Origin of the sequence: Kiloniella majae (assembly GCF_002118315.1) — a bacterium.
In the GTDB taxonomy this organism is placed as follows: Bacteria; Pseudomonadota; Alphaproteobacteria; order Kiloniellales; family Kiloniellaceae; genus Kiloniella; species Kiloniella majae.
In genome coordinates this window covers 122,427-139,704 of the sequence record NZ_MTSZ01000001.1, presented here as the reverse complement: position 1 = coordinate 139,704, position 17,278 = coordinate 122,427, and the positions used below count along the sequence as shown (strand labels likewise).

The 17,278-nt window shown below is 45.4% G+C and carries 14 protein-coding genes; 10 read left to right on the top strand and 4 right to left on the bottom strand.

Features of this window, described 5'->3' with window-relative positions; all coding sequences use genetic code 11:
- The first annotated feature begins 1 nt into the window (after window position 1).
- The 7 genes from BKB51_RS00650 to BKB51_RS00620 all read left to right on the top strand — a co-directional run bounded on the left by BKB51_RS00650 (window position 2) and on the right by BKB51_RS00620 (window position 7,597).
- On the top strand, window positions 2–1,477 hold the full coding sequence (locus BKB51_RS00650) for a sensor histidine kinase (protein WP_085899173.1): 1,476 nt from the start codon (window positions 2–4) through the stop codon (window positions 1,475–1,477).
- Window positions 1,478–1,662: 185 nt separating this feature from the next.
- Window positions 1,663–3,243 (top strand): ABC transporter substrate-binding protein, encoded by a 1,581-nt coding sequence (locus tag BKB51_RS00645; protein ID WP_085899172.1) that lies wholly within the window; start codon window positions 1,663–1,665, stop codon window positions 3,241–3,243.
- Window positions 3,233–4,045: an ATP-binding cassette domain-containing protein gene (locus BKB51_RS00640; protein WP_158090101.1), complete on the top strand. Its 813-nt coding sequence runs from the start codon at window positions 3,233–3,235 to the stop codon at window positions 4,043–4,045. Before BKB51_RS00645 ends, BKB51_RS00640 begins: the two co-directional genes overlap by 11 nt.
- Window positions 4,038–4,814: an ABC transporter ATP-binding protein gene (locus BKB51_RS00635; RefSeq protein ID WP_085899170.1), complete on the top strand. Its 777-nt coding sequence runs from the start codon at window positions 4,038–4,040 to the stop codon at window positions 4,812–4,814. The genes BKB51_RS00640 and BKB51_RS00635 overlap by 8 nt, the downstream gene beginning before the upstream one ends.
- Window positions 4,811–5,758 carry an ABC transporter permease gene (locus BKB51_RS00630; RefSeq protein WP_198946584.1) on the top strand — a complete coding sequence of 316 codons (948 nt, stop codon included), beginning with the start codon at window positions 4,811–4,813 and terminating at the stop codon, window positions 5,756–5,758. Before BKB51_RS00635 ends, BKB51_RS00630 begins: the two co-directional genes overlap by 4 nt.
- A 22-nt stretch (window positions 5,759–5,780) precedes the next feature.
- Complete coding sequence (locus tag BKB51_RS00625; RefSeq protein WP_085899169.1) at window positions 5,781–6,671, top strand: ABC transporter permease; 891 nt, start codon at window positions 5,781–5,783, stop codon at window positions 6,669–6,671.
- 38 nt (window positions 6,672–6,709) lie between these two features.
- On the top strand, window positions 6,710–7,597 hold the full coding sequence (locus BKB51_RS00620; RefSeq protein WP_085899168.1) for a DMT family transporter: 888 nt from the start codon (window positions 6,710–6,712) through the stop codon (window positions 7,595–7,597).
- Window positions 7,598–7,680: 83 nt separating this feature from the next.
- Here BKB51_RS00620 and mdoH read toward each other — a convergent pair whose 3' ends face one another.
- Window positions 7,681–9,525, bottom strand: coding sequence for a glucans biosynthesis glucosyltransferase MdoH (mdoH, locus tag BKB51_RS00615; protein ID WP_085899167.1), 1,845 nt, complete (start codon window positions 9,523–9,525; stop codon window positions 7,681–7,683).
- 15 nt (window positions 9,526–9,540) lie between these two features.
- Window positions 9,541–11,106 carry an OpgD/OpgG family glucan biosynthesis protein gene (locus BKB51_RS00610; protein ID WP_085899166.1) on the bottom strand — a complete coding sequence of 522 codons (1,566 nt, stop codon included), beginning with the start codon at window positions 11,104–11,106 and terminating at the stop codon, window positions 9,541–9,543.
- Between the two features lie 305 nt (window positions 11,107–11,411).
- On the opposite strand from BKB51_RS00610, the gene BKB51_RS00605 reads away from it, so the two are divergent.
- Together BKB51_RS00605 and BKB51_RS00600 are read left to right on the top strand one after the other, a co-directional pair.
- A complete protein-coding gene (locus tag BKB51_RS00605; RefSeq protein WP_218043931.1) occupies window positions 11,412–12,677 on the top strand; it encodes an OpgC family protein in 1,266 nt (421 codons plus the stop codon).
- A gap of 24 nt (window positions 12,678–12,701) precedes the next feature.
- A complete protein-coding gene (locus tag BKB51_RS00600) occupies window positions 12,702–13,727 on the top strand; it encodes an alpha/beta hydrolase (protein WP_085899165.1) in 1,026 nt (341 codons plus the stop codon).
- A 111-nt stretch (window positions 13,728–13,838) separates the two neighbouring features.
- Here BKB51_RS00600 and BKB51_RS00595 read toward each other — a convergent pair whose 3' ends face one another.
- Together BKB51_RS00595 and BKB51_RS00590 are read right to left on the bottom strand one after the other, a co-directional pair.
- Window positions 13,839–14,222 (bottom strand): DUF1761 family protein, encoded by a 384-nt coding sequence (locus BKB51_RS00595; protein ID WP_158090100.1) that lies wholly within the window; start codon window positions 14,220–14,222, stop codon window positions 13,839–13,841.
- Between the two features lie 173 nt (window positions 14,223–14,395).
- Window positions 14,396–15,784 (bottom strand): tetratricopeptide repeat protein, encoded by a 1,389-nt coding sequence (locus tag BKB51_RS00590; protein ID WP_085899163.1) that lies wholly within the window; start codon window positions 15,782–15,784, stop codon window positions 14,396–14,398.
- A gap of 307 nt (window positions 15,785–16,091) precedes the next feature.
- On the opposite strand from BKB51_RS00590, the gene BKB51_RS00585 reads away from it, so the two are divergent.
- Window positions 16,092–17,261: a YeeE/YedE family protein gene (locus BKB51_RS00585; protein ID WP_085899162.1), complete on the top strand. Its 1,170-nt coding sequence runs from the start codon at window positions 16,092–16,094 to the stop codon at window positions 17,259–17,261.
- Window positions 17,262–17,278: the final 17 nt, after the last annotated feature.

Below are 17,278 nucleotides of genomic sequence, written 5' to 3'. Positions count from 1 at the left end.
TATGTTCGTACGCCTTTTTGAAAAATATCTTCCGACCAAAATACGTCCCAGAATTCTTCTTTTTGGCTTTCTATGTGGTTTTCTTGCCGCGAGTTTTGCATCTGTCGGGGTCGGAGCTATTATCAACCGTAGAGCGGAAATAGCTGAAACGACCTGGATTGGGCCTGTTATCGCACGGGTTTATGAAGATATCTCTCGTATGCCGCTAGAGCGCAGGCTTCTCTCCGTTGAGAACTTTAATCGATCTGATGCTGTTCAGTTTGCTCTGATCAAGCAAGATGAATTGAATGAGGCACAGTCTTTAGAGGACTATTCCCTTCTTAATACCAACTCACAGTATGGACCTAATCCGCGCATTTACCTTGAGCTTCTTGATCGTAATCCACGCCAAAGGATCCTCAAGTCTGATTATCCCCCTGAAGACCTAACCGCAAAGCTGACTTTCCTCGTATCTGCAATTGCACGACACGATAGCCGGGCGAAGCTTTTCATTATTTTTTCAAATGGAGAGAGGTTAGTTGTTTCAAGTCCTAAATATTGGAAAGCTCGTATTACAGAAATCCAGTGGTTATTGATTTGCTTGGCTGGTATGGCTTTTTCCGGTGTGTTTTACGCAATTGGAACCCGGGCCTTACTTCGACCTTTCAAAATATTAAGTGAAAGCAGCGATGATCTGGATGACGTGCGTGTTACAGCCCTTTGGTCAGAAGAGGCGAAAGGTATCGCCCACAGCCTTTCTGCCGAACAGAAAGAGAAAGCAGAAGTTCTGGACGAAAGAACACGTATGCTAACGGCAATTTCTCACGACTTGCGAACGCCTGCCACACGTTTAAGATTGCGGGCTGAATATATCGAAGACGAAAGTTTACGTAACAAGATCCTTTCTGATCTCGATCTAATGCTTGGCATGACAAGAGACGCGATTGATTTTCTTAAGGGTGGCTTGGAAAGAGAGGATGAAGAGTATTTTGAAATCGTGTCGCTCGTTCAAAGTATTTGTGATGATTTTTCCGATGTTGGTATGCCCGTTACATTTATGCCTATTCAATACCCAACCCTGAGAACAACTGGCACAGTCTTTAGTTCCCACGAAAAGTCAGTACCTTTGGATGGTATGCTCAAGGGGAATATGAAGGGGCGGCCCAAAGCTTTACAACGCGCGATTACAAACCTTGTTGCGAATGCGGTTAAATACGGATTTCAGGCAAAGGTGAGCTTAACTATAGAACCAGGCCGTGTTTTGATCGAAGTCATGGATAAAGGTCCGGGCATTCCCGAGGATGAGATGGAAAATGTTCTCAAACCCTTTTATCGACTAGAGAAATCCAGAAATCGAGAAACCGGGGGCAGTGGTCTTGGGTTGAGTATCGTCAACAGCGTTATTCAAGCCCATAACGGGCATTTTGATTTGATCAATCTTCCGGTTCAGGGTCTGAATGCGACCGTTGATATTCCTCGATCAATTGAAATGGGATGACTTCAATTGTATCTAACTTATTGAATTGTAATATTTAATTGTATTATTTTTGTTTTTGTTTTGCTAAATATTTAAGCGTTTATTTTTTGATTGTTATGTTATAACATTGTGTATATCTTGTGCGTCTGAAGACTCGAATTGATGTTTTCTCGGATTTCTCCTAATTGTTCACAGGCTTTCTAGTTATGAAAAAAAGATCATTAAGGGCTGTTCTTGCGTCCGGATTTATTACGTTTACGGCAAGTACGGTTGGCCCAGTCTCTATTAATTTTGCGTATTCCCTGGAAGAGATAAAAGCTGAAAAAGTAATAACAATTGCTGTACCTTTTGGTCCAAAAAGTTCAGTGCCAGATCCAAGAGCGCGTCAAAATGGCTGGTTGAGCAACAAAGCGGGTGTGTCCGAGACATTGGTTGGTTTGGACTATAAAATGGAAATGTTTCCGCGTCTGGCCGAAAACTATCGTAATATTAGTCCAACCCAATGGGAGTTTACATTACGTGAAAATGTTAAGTTTCATGATGGAAGCCCTTTAACAGCAAGTATTGTTAAAGATTCATTTTCCAAATTAAATGACAAAGATCATACTGCGTTTAATCCACGCCTTACCAAATTGCTGGATATCAAAACGATTACTCTTAAGGATGATCGAACGCTTGTTTTTGAAACAAATAAGCCAAATTCAGCCTTTATCTGGTCCCTGACAGAACCAACAGCATCAGTCATTAAAGAAGGCAGCGATAAGCTTCCTATCGTTGGAACCGGGCCTTTTGTTTTTGTTTCTGCAGAAACGGAAAAAAACTATCACACCAAAGCATTTGATGAGTACTGGGGCGGAAAACCAAAACTTGATGGTATTGTTTTTGATGCCATTCCAGATGCGTCAGTTGCAGCACTTGCTTTGAAGGCGGGCAATGTTGATCTTGTGACCAATTATTCAGAGCCTGATTTCGCTGCACTTGAAAACGATAATCAGGGACAGCGCTTTTCTGGTGCGACAACACGCTTATTTTTCTATCAGGTTCGAACAGCTGATGGCCCACTGGCTAGCAAAGATCTGAGGCAAGCGATTTCTCTGGGGTTGGATCGGGATTTGATTGTTGAGGCTGCTTTGGCTGGCGTTGGCGGTGACCCTGCACACTCTATTTTTCCGGGGTCAATGAAGTCATGGATTAATGAAGGTCTAAAGTCTCCCTACGATACAAAGCAGGCCTTGGAAATTTTGGATAAAGCCGGAATAACAGATACGAATAATGATGGTATTCGGGAAATTGATGGTGATAACATTGTTCTTAAACTGAGATCATACGAAGGTCGCCTAGCTCTGAAGCCAACGCTTGAGGTTACGCAGGCTTTGCTCAGTAAACTGGGACTTGAAGTCGAAATTTCCATGGGTGAGTTTCAGGCAAATAACGATGCTTTGAAGCTTGGTGAAATTCAAATGCACCTGCAAGCATGGGGAACGGCACCTCAGGGCGACCCGGATTATTTTCCTTCTACATTGCTTGATTCAGAGGCCGGGTATAATTTCTCGGGCTACAAAAACCCTGAACTTGATGCTTTGCTGGAAGAAGGCCGTGGTGAATTTGATTATGCCAAACGCAAAGTTATCTACGATAAAATCCAAGAAATTATCGCCGATGATCTCCCTCTGATACCTGTGTTTCATAAATCACAGGTATCCGTCGGGAATGGTAAAGTTAAGGGATATAAAATCCACCCAGCAGAGACCTATCTGGCTTCTACGGAGTTGGATATTGAAGGGTAAGGAATTTCCCCCTCTTTTAGAGCTATCTAGTCTGACCGTCACTTACGGCGGTCAGACTTTGCTTGATAGCATTGATCTGGATGTTATGTCTGGTGAAACTCTTGCGGTCGTCGGAGAGTCTGGTGCTGGAAAGACCACTTTACTGAGAAGCTTGTTGGGAGTCACTGCTCGTGGATTCAGTGTTTCGGGGTCTTTAACATTCGATGGACAACAGCAAGACCTTGCCCTTGACCAATCGTATGGATCTCTAACTGCAAATTCATTGGCTTATGTTCCTCAAAATCCCAGTATAGGGCTGGATCCCTTGAAACGTTTGCAATGGCAATGGCGACAGGCATTAAGGGCGATGAGGACTTTAAAAGGAACTCAATCAGACAAAGAGCAGGACATTGAAGACCGTCGGTTTTCTCAACATATTCTTTCGCAGTTGAATCTTAAGGCCTTTGATAAAAAATTTCCACATCAGTGGAGCAGGGGAATGCAACAACGACTTCTTCTCGCGTTTGCTCTCGTTGCGAAGCCAAAAATTATTATTCTTGATGAACCTACATCTGCATTAGATCCGATTGTCGCGGCAAAAGCTTTGGTTGAAGTTACCAAAGTAGCGAAGGAAAATAATATCTCTGTGATAATGGTTACCCATGACTTGGCGTTGGCAACTCAGTTCGCTGATCGCGTTGCTGTTCTTTCAACTGGAAAGTTATTGGAAGTGGGAACAACAGGCGAAATTTTGAACTCTCCCGCGCATCCCTATACCTCAAATCTGGTTAAGCATCGGCATTGGGGGCTCGACTATGCTTGAAGTGAATAATTTATCTGTACGGCTGCAAGATCAAACTCTTCTTGAGAATATCAATTTTAAACTAAGCCGCGGAGAAACTCTCTGTATCATCGGTGAAAGTGGATCGGGGAAAACAACGTTGCTGCGTGCTCTGCTGGGGTTAGTTCCCTTATCCTTGGGAAGTGTAATGTTGGATAGACACGTCTATCAGAGTCCGGAACAATCCCAAATCGGGTTACCATCAACGCAGATTGTTATGCAGGACCCAATTGCTGCGCTGAACCCACGTCAAAAAATAAAACGGTCAATTGCTGAAAGCTTATACAAGTCATCACTGCAGGCTGTTGAGATCGACCATGCTGTTTTGCAAGCGTTGAGAGACGTAGAGTTACCTGAAAGTTTGGAAAATAGATATCCGGCTCAAATTTCTTTGGGACAAGCTCAACGCATATGCATAGCGCGGGCGATTGTTGCCAAACCGGATATTCTATTTTTCGATGAACCATTAAGTGCCTTGGATGCCATTATTCAAAAACAGATAGCCCAACTTCTGGACAGGTTAAAAAAACAAAACGATCTAAGCTATATATTTGTCACCCACGATTTGGGATTTGCACGACATTATGCGGACAGAATTTTATTACTAAATAGTGGGAAAGTAGAAGAATATCAGGATGTAAACCTATTCTTCCAAGGGCCGGAAAGTATATATGGTCAAGAATTGTTGGAAGCTGCTTATATCTTGGGTTCATTACCTCAAAAGAAGACAGAAGAGTTTCGGGTGGCATGACGTTGAATAATTTTATGCGTGTTGCTCTAATCAAGGCAATCAGCCTAATTCTTGTACTTTTGGGTGTCTCGTTTCTAACCTTCTTGCTGTACTATTATGCGCCCGGGGACAAAGCCCTGGCTATCGCAAATGCTCGTTATATCGGCGAAGGCAGTGCCTCTGTCGAATTGGTTGAACAGATCAGGCTAGAGACAGGTATCGATCGACCATTTTTTGTACAGTTTTACTATTGGGCTCTGGATCTTATTCAACTGGATTTCGGTGTTTCCTTGATTTCTCAGGAACCTGTCAGTGAGATCTTTATTAGTCAGTTACAAGAAACAATGGAGTTAGCAGTTTTATCCCTGCTTATTGGAATGTCTCTTGCTCTTCCGCTCAGTTTAATCTCTGTGTGGAAACCAAAAAGCTTTATCGACCGTTTTGCGATTGCGCTGTCATCAATAGGAGCCGCAATCCCTTCTTACTGGTTAGGCCTTATCTTTATCTTTGTTTTTGCTGCGAAACTTCAATGGGTACCAGCCTATGGAACAGGAAGTCTTGCGCACCTTATTTTGCCAGCATCAACATTGGGCTTATGGGTGTTGACTTCTCAAACCCGTTTGATCCGATCCTTTTTACTTGAAGCAAGTGCTGCTCCGTTTCTTGAAGCCTTGAAAATAAGAGGTGTTGGGCCAAAGGAGCTTTTCTGCCGACATATTGTTCGGCACGCTTTTGTTCCTTTTATAACAATGCTCGGTCTTGATTTGGCTTATCTTTTGGAAGGGGCCGTTATTGTCGAGGTTGTTTTTGCCCGCGGCGGCATTGGATCTTTATTGGTGCATTCTGTGATGAGTAGAGACTTTCCCATCATCCAGTGTATCGTCATTTTTTCGGCGGTGACTTATGTAACGATAAATAGTGCTGTTGAGATTTTTCAATGGTTTATCAACCCTGTATCCCGATGAAGATAATGAGTTGAGTTATTTCATGAACCTCTTTTCTTTTAACTATTTGTCTTTTCAAAAATGTACTCTGGCGCAAAAATATGCTCTGGCATTGTACATTCAAACACAGACTGTTTTTAAAAAGCACAGTTTCTTTCTTTTATTCTTTGGTCTTTTGATTGGGCTCGTTCTGCTTGGTTTTGCAATGACACCATATGATCCTGTCGAAACTAATTTTTTAAATCGTCTTAGTTCTCCGAGTTGGAAGAATTGGTTCGGCACTGATCAGATGGGGCGTGATATTGCTACCCGTATTTTATATGGCGCGGGATGGTCGGTGGGACTTGCTTTGATTGTTTCAACTGCGGGGGCTGTCATTGGTATGATAATAGGCTTGCTTGCCGGTTCCCTTGGGCGGTTTGTTGATGGCTTTTGTATGCGGATGACGGATAGCTTTTTTGCATTTCCGGAATTAATTGCTGCAATCGTAATTACAGGCGTCTTGGGACCAAATACTGTCAATATGGTGATCGCATTAATTCTTGTTAGCTGGATGCGTTTTGCACGTTTGGTCCGTGCACTGACCGGCGATATAAAACAACGGGATTATGTTGTTCAGGCCAAGTTAAATAAACTTCCGTATTATTTAATTTTATCAAGGCATTATCTGCCAAATATAATATTGAGTGTTGTTGTGATCTGGACCAGTTCATGGTCTAGAACAATTCTATCAATATCAGGATTGAGCTTTCTGGGCTTTGGTGTTCAACCTCCCCAAGCTGAATGGGGGGCAATGCTTCTGGATGGAAAGCCGTACATGTTAACGGCACCACATGTCATGATCTTTCCTGGGATAGCCGTTTTAGTAACTGTTCTCATACTTAACCTTATGGGAGATCACTTCCGTGATCACCTTCAATCCTCTGAAAAATAAATAGTTTTAAAAAAATAACCAGTTTTTGGAAAAATAAAATGAGTTCTGATTTTAAAGGCATATCATTGCGAATAGGTGCCACATTATTTTTTACGATTATGGTTCTTTTTATCAAAATGCTGGCAACAGATTTCCCTGTTGGACAAACGGTTTTTTATCGAAGTGCCTTTGCATTGATTCCCTTGGTCATTTTTCTTTTTCTAACGGGTGATTTCCCGTCAGGCTTAAAAACCAAACGCCCTGGGGGCCATGTTGCGCGATGCCTTTTTGGCTGTGTTGCTATGTTTGCTTCATTTGCTTCTCTAAAATACCTGCCAATTGCGGATGCAACGATCATAGGGTATCTGGCACCAATCTTGACGGTTCTTCTTGCACGACTGGTTTTGGGCGAGGCCGTTTCCAAAGTACGCTGGGTTGGCGTTGTTTTTGGTTTTGCGGGGATGCTGGTGCTTATCTTGCCGCAGTTAAATGATTTTGATGTTGATCAGGGGTATTTGATAGGTGTTGGTCTGGGCTTTGTCATGGCAGGATTTACGGCGATAGCTAAGATCCAAATTCGCAGTTTGGCCCTTACCGAAAATGCAGGGGCAATTGCATTGTATTTTGCTTTGACCTGTACTCTTGCTGGCTTGGCAACATTACCATTTGGGTGGCCGACGCCTGACACAACACAATTAATGCTGCTTATTGGTTCCGGGCTCGCTGGTGGTGTGGCACATATTATGATGACTTTGAGTTATCAGTTCAGTGAAGCATCGAAGTTGGCGACGTTTGAATATCTATCTCTGATTTTTGCTGTCTTTTCTGATTTCTTTTTCTTCAGTATTATACCGGGCTATAATTTCTATATCGCTGGTTGTTTTATTCTATTTGCAACTGCTTTTGTTGCATTCAAGGATAAAAAGAAGGACCTAAAAGCCACCTGATCCAGAGATATATTCAGCTTATAAAAAAACAGCCCCAATTAATTACCAATTGGGGCTGTTTTTTTTGTGAGGTAAAGGGGACTTTATTCAGCAGCTTTCGCGGTAAGTTCTGTTGAACCAAGCGGAAAGCTTTCCTGTATATTCCGAGTAAATATCAGCGGTAATTCTTCAGGTGGTCTAGTTTCTTCTGGGATGAGAAGAATGCCATGGCGTTGTAAAAACAAGCCAATCTTTTCCTGTCCAAAAGCAACAGCCAAGGGAGCACCAAAAATCAGGCCAGTTAAAATCGGTGCTAGCCATAACAAAAGTTCGGGCGCTTGATTTAGGTAAACAAACCCAAGCACAACAGCAGCTAGAAAGTGTGCTCTGTGCTGTTTAAAGGCTTCTTTCCATGGAATACTGCGCCCACTTCGGCTCTGGGCATTCCATTGCACTGTTTTGCCAATAAGTAGTGCCGATATGATACGAACATGGAATATCATGATAACTGGTGCCGAAATGGCAGAAAAAACCATTTCAAGAATGCTGCTGAGGGTGAGTTTAATGGCACCGCCATAGGCAGATGCTTCTCTGTAAGCGAGGAGGAGTGCCAAAACTTTTGGCATAAACAGCATACTCATAACAATGATAAACAAAGTTAGCGGTGAGGCTGTGTAGGGTGTCAGCATTGACCATTCGTAGGGCAGGGGAATAACCGGACTGATTGGCATGGTGCGTTCAGTCACCAAAAAGGCGCTCATCAATAACAACATCATCCAGAGGTAAGAGGACCCGTAACTCATCGCACCCATAAGCATGTGGATGCGGCTAACCTTCTTGAGCCCCTTCTCGGTTATCAGACGCATATGCTGGAAATTGCCCTGACACCAACGCTGATCTCTTATGATATGATCCAAGATATTGGTTGGTACTTGCTCGTAGCTTCCTTTGCCTTCCGGATAGATCCAGACGTCTTGTCCTGCGCGACGCAAAAAGGCTGCTTCGACAAAATCATGGCTCAGAATTTCACCGGATAGAGGTCCTTGGCCTGACAATATGGGAAGGTCACAGTGTTCCATGAAAGGCGACAGTCGAAGAATGGCATTATGGCCCCAATAGTTGCCGTCATTCATTGTCCAGTAGCTCAGGCCTGTTGTGAACAACTCCCCTGTCAATCTGATATTGAACTGTGTCAGACGGCCAAAGAGGGTTTTTTGTCCCATAGCGCGTGGCAGTGCTTGTATCAAACCAGCTTTGGGATTGTTATCCATCATTCTGGTCATATTTAGGATTGTTTCGCCTGACATGATGCTGTCCGCATCCAACACAACCATATAGTCGAAAGAATCTCCCCAACGATCACAAAAATCTTTGATATTGCCGACTTTACGATGCGTATTCTTTTCTCTTCTGCGATAGTGGAATTTTCCCTGCAGGGCATAGCGATGTAGTAATTCCTGCGCTAATGTTTCTTCTTGGGCAGCAATGGATAGATCTGTTGTATCGCTTAAAAGGAAGAATTCAAACGAATTACCGTGTCCTGTTGCCAGTACGGACCTAAGCGTTTGTTCCATCCCCAGAAAAACCAGCTCAGGATCTTCGTTATAGGCGGGCATGACGACAGCGATTTTGCCTTCCGGCGCGGCTTTGGGATCCAGATCGCGTGCGATGGGCGCAACAGTTTTTGCTGCATTTGTGTGATGGAAAGCACGAATGACAAAGCCGATAATAGACGTCCAGAATGATTGGCTGATCCAGAGAAAGGCAATTGTCGAGAGAAGTACATAGATGCCTTCGAGCAGACTCAAGCCGTTTTCAAAAAGGTTGAGCGTTAGATTTGTGCTAAGTGCACCGACGGTTAGGCTGAGCAACAAGAGAAGCAAAGATCTGCGTCTACGCTTTGTTTTCGCGACGTCAATCTTGCAAGGTTTGTTGGTTGTATGGCTCATTCAGTTTATCCAGCCTTAGGCATATCTTGTTGTGTAGAGGTAAGTCCAGGTTTCTGTGAGGGCGCGATCGCCCATTCTCAAATAACCGCGTAAATCACAAGGTTGGTCGTTTTCCGGTTTCATGTTGAACTCGACACGCCACAGCTTGTTTTCTGTATTTTTAAACGTTTTAACGTCGTATATTTTTCCAGCCTGACAATTGAATATGGCCTCAATAGGGCTATCTGCGGGAAGTTCGCTAAGTTCAGTGCTTTCAAACTCTACGACAAAAAAGCGAGCTTGTGCACTATGACCATAGGAAAAACCTGCTCTGTTGGCGGGGCCTTCGCGCGTACTCATCGACTTTCCTGCTGGCGGCCATTGCTCTGATTCCAGATAGCTTGTCAGTCGGTAACTATATTGCAGTGAGCTACCTGCTTTCATTTGTTTGTCGGATACCCAATAGGCCACAATGTTATCTGTCGTTTCCAAATCCGAAGGAATTTCGACAAGTTCTACATGACCACTTCCCCAGTTTTGTTGAGGTTCAATCCAGATACTTGGACGCTTTTGGTATCGCGATTCCAGATCTCCATAGTGATTGAAATTTTTATCACGCTGGGAAAGGCCGAAACCATTCGTATTTTCACCTACAAAAGCAGAAATTGTGAGGTTCTTGCGTCTGGTCAAGGGACGCCAGATCCATTCGTCAGAGGATGTACAAACCATCAAACCGTCTGAATCGTGCACTTCTGGCCTGTAATCATCCAGTCCCTTTGTATTCTCGCCAAACAGGAACATGCTGGTTAAGGGCGCAAGGCCAAGCTTATTGATATTCTCTCGGGCGAAAAGAGAAACCTCGACATCAACAACGGTGTCTTTGCCCGGTTGAATCGAGAAGCGATAGGCCCCGGAGATGCTTGGGCTGTCCAACAGGGCCATGATAACTAGGTTCTTTTCGTCAGAGTCTTTTTCAGGTTTTTCCAGCCAAAACTCTTTGAAAAGCGGGAATTCTTCGCCTGTTGGCTCGGCAGTATCAATTGCAAGCCCTCTGATTGACAGGCCGTATTGTTGGCCTTGACCCAATACACGAAAGTAGTTGGATCCCAGGAAAGAGATCAATTCATCATAGTATTCACTGTTGAGCTGATGATGAACCCTGAAACCGGCAAAATGCAAATCTTCCATATCTGACGGAGCAGGTTGTTTACCCTCATACCAGAACATGCCGGGTTGAATGGTTTGACCTTTTTCTTCGCCATTTTCCTGTAGGTTGATGTCAACTGTATCGTGGAACCAAGGGCCGCCGGGGTGAAAGAACTGTAGTTGATAGGGGCCACCATCATTCCAGAGTGGTTTATTGGGGTTGTAGTAAATTTTGGAAAACTCTTCGACTGTCATACTTTTCCAAAAATCACTTATGGTACTTTCTGGTTTGTTATAGGCAGTTTGCGAAAGAAGCTGTGCTTTTTGTATGACATCGTCGTAACGGGTAACATCCTTGCCAGCGTTATTATTGGCAAAGGGGCTCGAAATCACGCCGGTAATTAACCCGGAGGTCGCGAGAGCTGCAGAGGAGAGAAGGAATTTTCTACGGTTCATAGTGCAATGGTTCAAGTTTAAATTAATACAGAGGAAGTCGCTGAAATGTAATGCTTTTTCAAGGGGTATTTCTGTGTCATTGCATTTTTTTTACCTTATTATGATTCGTGTCTCTCCATAATAGATTGGTTTTTTGTAAACTTTCCCAAAGTGAAGGGGTATACAATCCTCATCACAAGTTCGCGAACAAGGTTTACTGTACGGGGAGTTGATCAGGTATCATTTTCATTATAGAGACCTCTTTTACGAATTGTGAATCGGCCAGATTAAAGAGTGCCTGATAAAGAGTGCTGGACAAATAGTGCATGTATAAAGCGAACGAGCGACCTACAGACAATAAATTATCACAAGCAGCCCAAACTGCCGGAGCTATGGGGACAGTAAAAAAAGAGCGTGATCCTCGGTTGGATTTTTTCCGTGGCGTTGCCATGTTGATTATCTTTGTCGCACATGTCCCCGGCAACTATTGGGCAAAGTTTATTCCGGCACGTTTTGGACCCAGTGATGCGGCTGAAATGTTTGTTTTCTGTTCGGGCTTTGCGGCTGCAATTGCCTTTGGCGGTACCTTTCGTCGTTCCGGTTTTTTTATGGGAACGATGCGTATCGTGATTCGCTGTGTTCAGCTCTACGTCGCGCATCTGGGATTATTTTTTGTTCTGGCGACAATCTGTGCCATTGCAACGGCTTACTTCGTTGATTTCAACTATATTACCAAGCTTAATCTACCGTATTTTTTCAATAATACAGCCGAGGCTCTTGGGGCCTTGTTCACCCTGACCTATGTACCTAACTTTTTCGATATCATGCCCATGTATATCGGCGTTTTGGCTCTCGTCCCTGTGGTTATCCTTCTTGCCCGGGTGCATCCTTATCTGGTTCCGGTATTTTCAATCGCTTTATATGCAGCCACCTGGCAGTGGCAGCTAGAGTTCCCGGCTGAACCTTTTTCTGATCGTCCGTGGTTTTTTAACCCACTGACCTGGCAGTTGCTGTTCTTCACAGGCTTTGCCATATCCGCAGGGTGGATCAAGGCCCCACCGCCTAACAAATGGCTGCTTATTGCCTGTATCATTTTTGTGCTTGTCCTGGTTCCAATCAGTAACTGGCCGATTATGCGTGCCATACCTGAATTGAAGGATGTCCGTGCCGAACTTATTCTGGGCTTTAAGAAAACCAACTTTGGTCTTTTACGCTGGATACACTTTCTGGCCCTTGCCTATATTTGCGTGACCTTGCTGAAAGGCCGGGAACAAATCCTGAGGCACCGTTTTTTCAAACCGTTGATCAAATGTGGGCAGCAGGCTCTACCAGTTTTCCTATTGGGCATGACCCTATCCTGGACAGGGGGAATTGTTCTGGATCAGATTGGCCGCGATGCCTTTGGACTGACATTGGTCAATGTAGCTGGTATTATCTTGCTTCTGGGGTATGCCTATTTGATGGCGTGGGTTAAATCATCCCCGTGGCGTCAGGTGCCAAAGCCTGATGCTGATCCCAAGGCTCAACAGGATTTAAAGCCACAAGTTGACGCCGACCGAGGAGGCCGTTCGGCGGCACAGCCAGCAGAGTAAGAGAGTTTTTGATCAGGGGGACACTTGCGTAGAGTACTTAATCTTTTCTTTGATGTTTGTTTTGGCCGTATTGTCCTGACAGCTCTCTGTCTTTCTTTGGGACTGGTATGGTCCTCAACAACCGTTGCCCAAGGCCTCGTGCTTACAGATCAGAAAGTTACCTTGCCGAGCTTTAATGCTCCTTTGGAGTATTCGGTTTATTTGCCAGAAAAATATTGTGTTGATAACAGGTTATACCCCGTTCTTTACCTTTTACATGGGTATGGCGGATCGCACAAAGACTGGCTAAAAGCGGGGCGGGTCGCTGAGACTTTGGATCGGTTGATTGCTAATCATGTGATTGATCCCCTTGTTGTCGTGATGCCCTCTGCTGGCAAGTCCTGGTATCTTAATTCGGAAAAGCATGGCGCTTTTCAATCTGGCCTTGGACAGGAGCTTCCTGTCGTGATGGAAGATCTTTTGGCAAACAAAGTGGTCAAAGAAACGCGCGCGATTGCCGGATTGTCTATGGGTGGATTTGGAGCGTTGAAGTTTGCATTTGAGGCACCGGAAAATTTCATCGTCACAGCAGGCCTAAGTCCAGCAATTTTTCCCAACGTTGAAAGTGCAGACAGTTTTAAACCTGTTCAGATAAAGCTTTTTGCTGGTGCTTATGGTGATCCCTTTTCCGTTGAGACCTTTAACCGTGAAAATGTTTTTACGGCGCTGAAAAATGCAAAGCCAGAGGGTTTTCCCCATACATACCTGACGGTTGGGGATGATGACTGGTTTGGGCTCTACGAAGGCACCTTTGCGCTCTATAAGGAACTTAAGAACAAGAAGCTTCCGTCAGAACTCCGGATTACCAATGGCAATCACACATGGAAGCTGTGGCGGGACGAGATTGAACGGGTGCTGGTTTTTATCGATAGTAAGTTTAAAGCAGAGAAGTCGAAAAATACCCCGGATATTTTAGAGGGAAACCGGGATGATACTCTGGAGTTGAATATAGAAAACGATCATATAATCCCCGCGTCGACAATATTCCGAAACTCTATTTTGTGTTCTTAGGAGCTGACGTATTTGATTAAAAGACAGAAGTGAACTTATTTTCGTTCAGCTGTTTATGCTCGGATCACTAGCCAATTTTCACCAGATAAGCCTTGATTAAAACGAGCGGGCCTAAAGGAAACTCTGTGCGGCAATCATCACGGTACCAGCCAGCAGGATATAAAAGAAATCAACCATTATGGCATAGGTTGATTTGAGGACAAAGCTACCTGTAGAGGCAATAAACAGTGCAACTGCCAATATGGCGAGCAGCGCGGTAAAGAGCGCATTGTTACTTGCTGTGATCGCGATGACGACAGATAGCACCAAAAGCGCCAGTATCTGCGTGACCATGGCAAAGACAGGCATTTTATCTACGCTGCCAAGTTCTACACCGGACCCTTCTGCCCATTTCTCCACGAACAAAAGCGGGCTGTACCACACCCATCCTAGTAAAAAAGAAACCACTGTTCCGACCAGAACGGCTATCCAGTTGATGTTTTCAAATTCATGCATTTTTTTGTCTCCCTCTTTTACCATTTTACAGACAAGAGAAAGAAATTGATAGATGCCTGCGGATGGAGATATGCGGATGACATACAGTGCAGGAAGAATTAAAAAGACCCTGCTTCAAGCCGGGCCTTTTTCAGGTGAATAATGTCTTTTCGTGTATATCTGGAATTGATTGATTACTGCGCTGGTGTTGAAGCCAGTTCTTTATGTTCACTTTTTACTGATGTTTTCTCAACTTTTGCAGCGGTTTGAATTTTTGCCAGCCTTTTCATAGCCCAAGGGTTTTCCGGGCGTTGTTTCAGGCGGGTGTTGAGAAGGTCTTTGGCCGTTGAGTATCGCTCTGCCCTGATAGATGCATCAATCAGGAGCCTGTGGAACACGTCGCGCTGGGCGTGGCTGCCGCCGATCTGTTGCAGATCATCAAAGACGGGCAGCAGATGATCAACGCATTGTGCATCATTTCCAGTTTTGCAGGCATGGATAGCTTTTGCCAAGGGCATGCCGAAGTTGCGGAAGATTTCCTGTGTCGTGCCTTCGCCCTGGGCTTTCTCGCGCATGGTCTCAATAAAGGCGTCCGCAGCTTTGGTATTGCCACTGCTCAGGATGGCGAGAAGATAGTGTGCATCGGCAAAGGCCAGGCTGTGATCGTTGACGTGATTGGCGGATAGCTTAGCCATTTCTTCCCAGCGATTGCCGACGTTGACGCCCTCTAGCTCCAGACGATAGAGCAGGGACACGCCGTTGCTGATATCGCGGAAATCATCGGTGTGATCCTTACGGATATAGGAATCATACAGGCGAAGAACTTCGTCCTTTTGCCCCAGTTCCAGATGGAACAACGCCATGTGCCAATGCATATGGTACGAGAAGTTGTTACAGTTCTCCCATTCATTCTGGTACTGTTTCAGCCAGTTAATACCTTCGGACGGACGGTTGGACATTTCCAGAACGTGGCCAACTGCGTGGGTGCCCCATGCATCGTTCGGGGCAATCTCGACACCGCGTTTGCCAGTTTTTTCTGCTTCTGCGTAAGATCCGGTTTCTTCCAGACCAAAACTGTGACAGCCCAGAATAAAGCCGTAGTCGCGAACACCTTCGTTCCATGAACTCATGATTTTGGTGGTCGAGGCCCGCATTCCGTGGTTTTGCCCGCGAATAAACTGACAGGCGTGGGTAATCTTGACGCTCAGGGCATCAAGAGGATAGTCATCAAGTAAGGCATCCAATCTGAGGATTGCTTTATCCAGATTGCCGTAACACCATTCTTCCAGAGCTGTTAGTAGTTCGCTTTCACGGTGGTTTGCGCCGCGTTCTCTAACCGACAGCTTTGCTTTGAACAGGGCTTCCAGTGCTACGGGGTCGGTTTCGACCTTGGCCAGCATCTTGTAGAAAAAACCTTTGGCAATCAACGCCAGAACCATTTGCGGATCAGCGGCCAGTGTCAGGCCAAGAGCATCGGGTGTTTTCTTTGAATGGGCAAGAAAGAGGGAGACTGTATTGTCAAAGTGATCAACGGCGTTTTGATTCAAAGCTGTTACTGCGTGTCCACGACAATCAAACAACACGGGGTGCCTCCATAGCAGATTCAATAAATTCTTGAATTCCATATGGCATGCATTGGGGGGCAATTTCCAGTGCACAAAAGATGTCAAACCTTAGTGTTTTAGGTGGTTGTGATCACCGTGATAAGGCGCGTGCTGGCTCAAACTAGCAGAATAGCTCTGCTTTTTGTCTCTGTGTTCAAACGCAGTTCACAGGTCGGACACAGCCGTCTGACAAAATTGTGAAAGGAAAAGGGATGAGTACTAGGTATGATAAGCTCAAAATCAGCTACGAAACCTGATCGCCCAACCTCATAAAACGGACTATTTAATGCAAGCGCAAACAAGCCAGGTTTTCTCTCCAAACAAGTATTTGCCACTGGCGATCTCTTTGTTGGCGCTTGTTGTGCTGTATTTTTATATGGGGCAGCGATCAACAATCGCGACGGGGTTAGGTATTGCCCTCGGCATTAGCCTTTATCACGCGGCCTTCGGCTTTACCTCGGCATGGCGACGTTTCCTGACCGAGCGTTGGGGGGCAGGGCTCAAGGCACAGATTGTCATGCTTGCGGTTGTGGTGACGCTTTTCTTTCCGGTGCTTGATAGCGGGACCATTCTCGGACACAGGGCATCGGGCTTTGTGGCTCCGGCGGGAACGGGTGTTGTGGTCGGGGCCTTTGTCTTTGGCATTGGGATGCAAATCGCGGGTGGTTGTGCCAGTGGAACCCTCTTTACCGTAGGCGGCGGCAGTATCCGTATGGTAGTGACCTTGATTACTTTTATGCTGGGGTCGGTCATTGCAACGGTGCATCTGCCGTTCTGGCACACGCTGCCCAAGTGGAAAGCCGTATCCATGGTGAACCTCTGGGGATGGGAACAGGCTTTGATCTTGCATCTGATCGTCTTTGGTGTGCTCTACCTCTTTGTCCGCAGGGTCGAAAACAAAAATTTTATGCTGGAAGAGGCAGAGTGCACACCCAAGATACCTCTGTTCAAACGTATGGCCGAAGGGCCATGGCCGCTGGTTTTGGGCGCTGTGGCACTGGCCTTGCTGAACTTCGCTATGCTGGCACTACTGGGGCATCCATGGGGTATTACCTCTGGTATTACGCTTTGGGGTGGGAAGATGGTGTCTTTCTTTGGCGCGGATCTGTCCGACATTCCCTATTGGTCCGGGCGGATGGCGGCCCTTGACCGGTCGCTGTTTAAAAGCGATGCCTCTGCTACCAATATCGGTATTGTCGCCGGGGCCATGAGCGCGGCGGTTCTGGCCGGAAAGTTTGGCAAGTCACAGAACGTCACGTCCAAAGGCATTATCACGGCCCTGATTGGCGGCCTGATGCTGGGTTATGGCGCCCGTTTGGCCTACGGCTGTAACATTGGTGCTTTTTTCAGCGGCGTTGCATCGGGCAGTGTACACGGCTGGGTGTGGCTGTTCGCAGCGCTTGCCGGAAACATGATCGGCGTCCGCATCCGAAAAGCCTATAGTGACTCTACTTAACTCCTGTTCCCCAAATT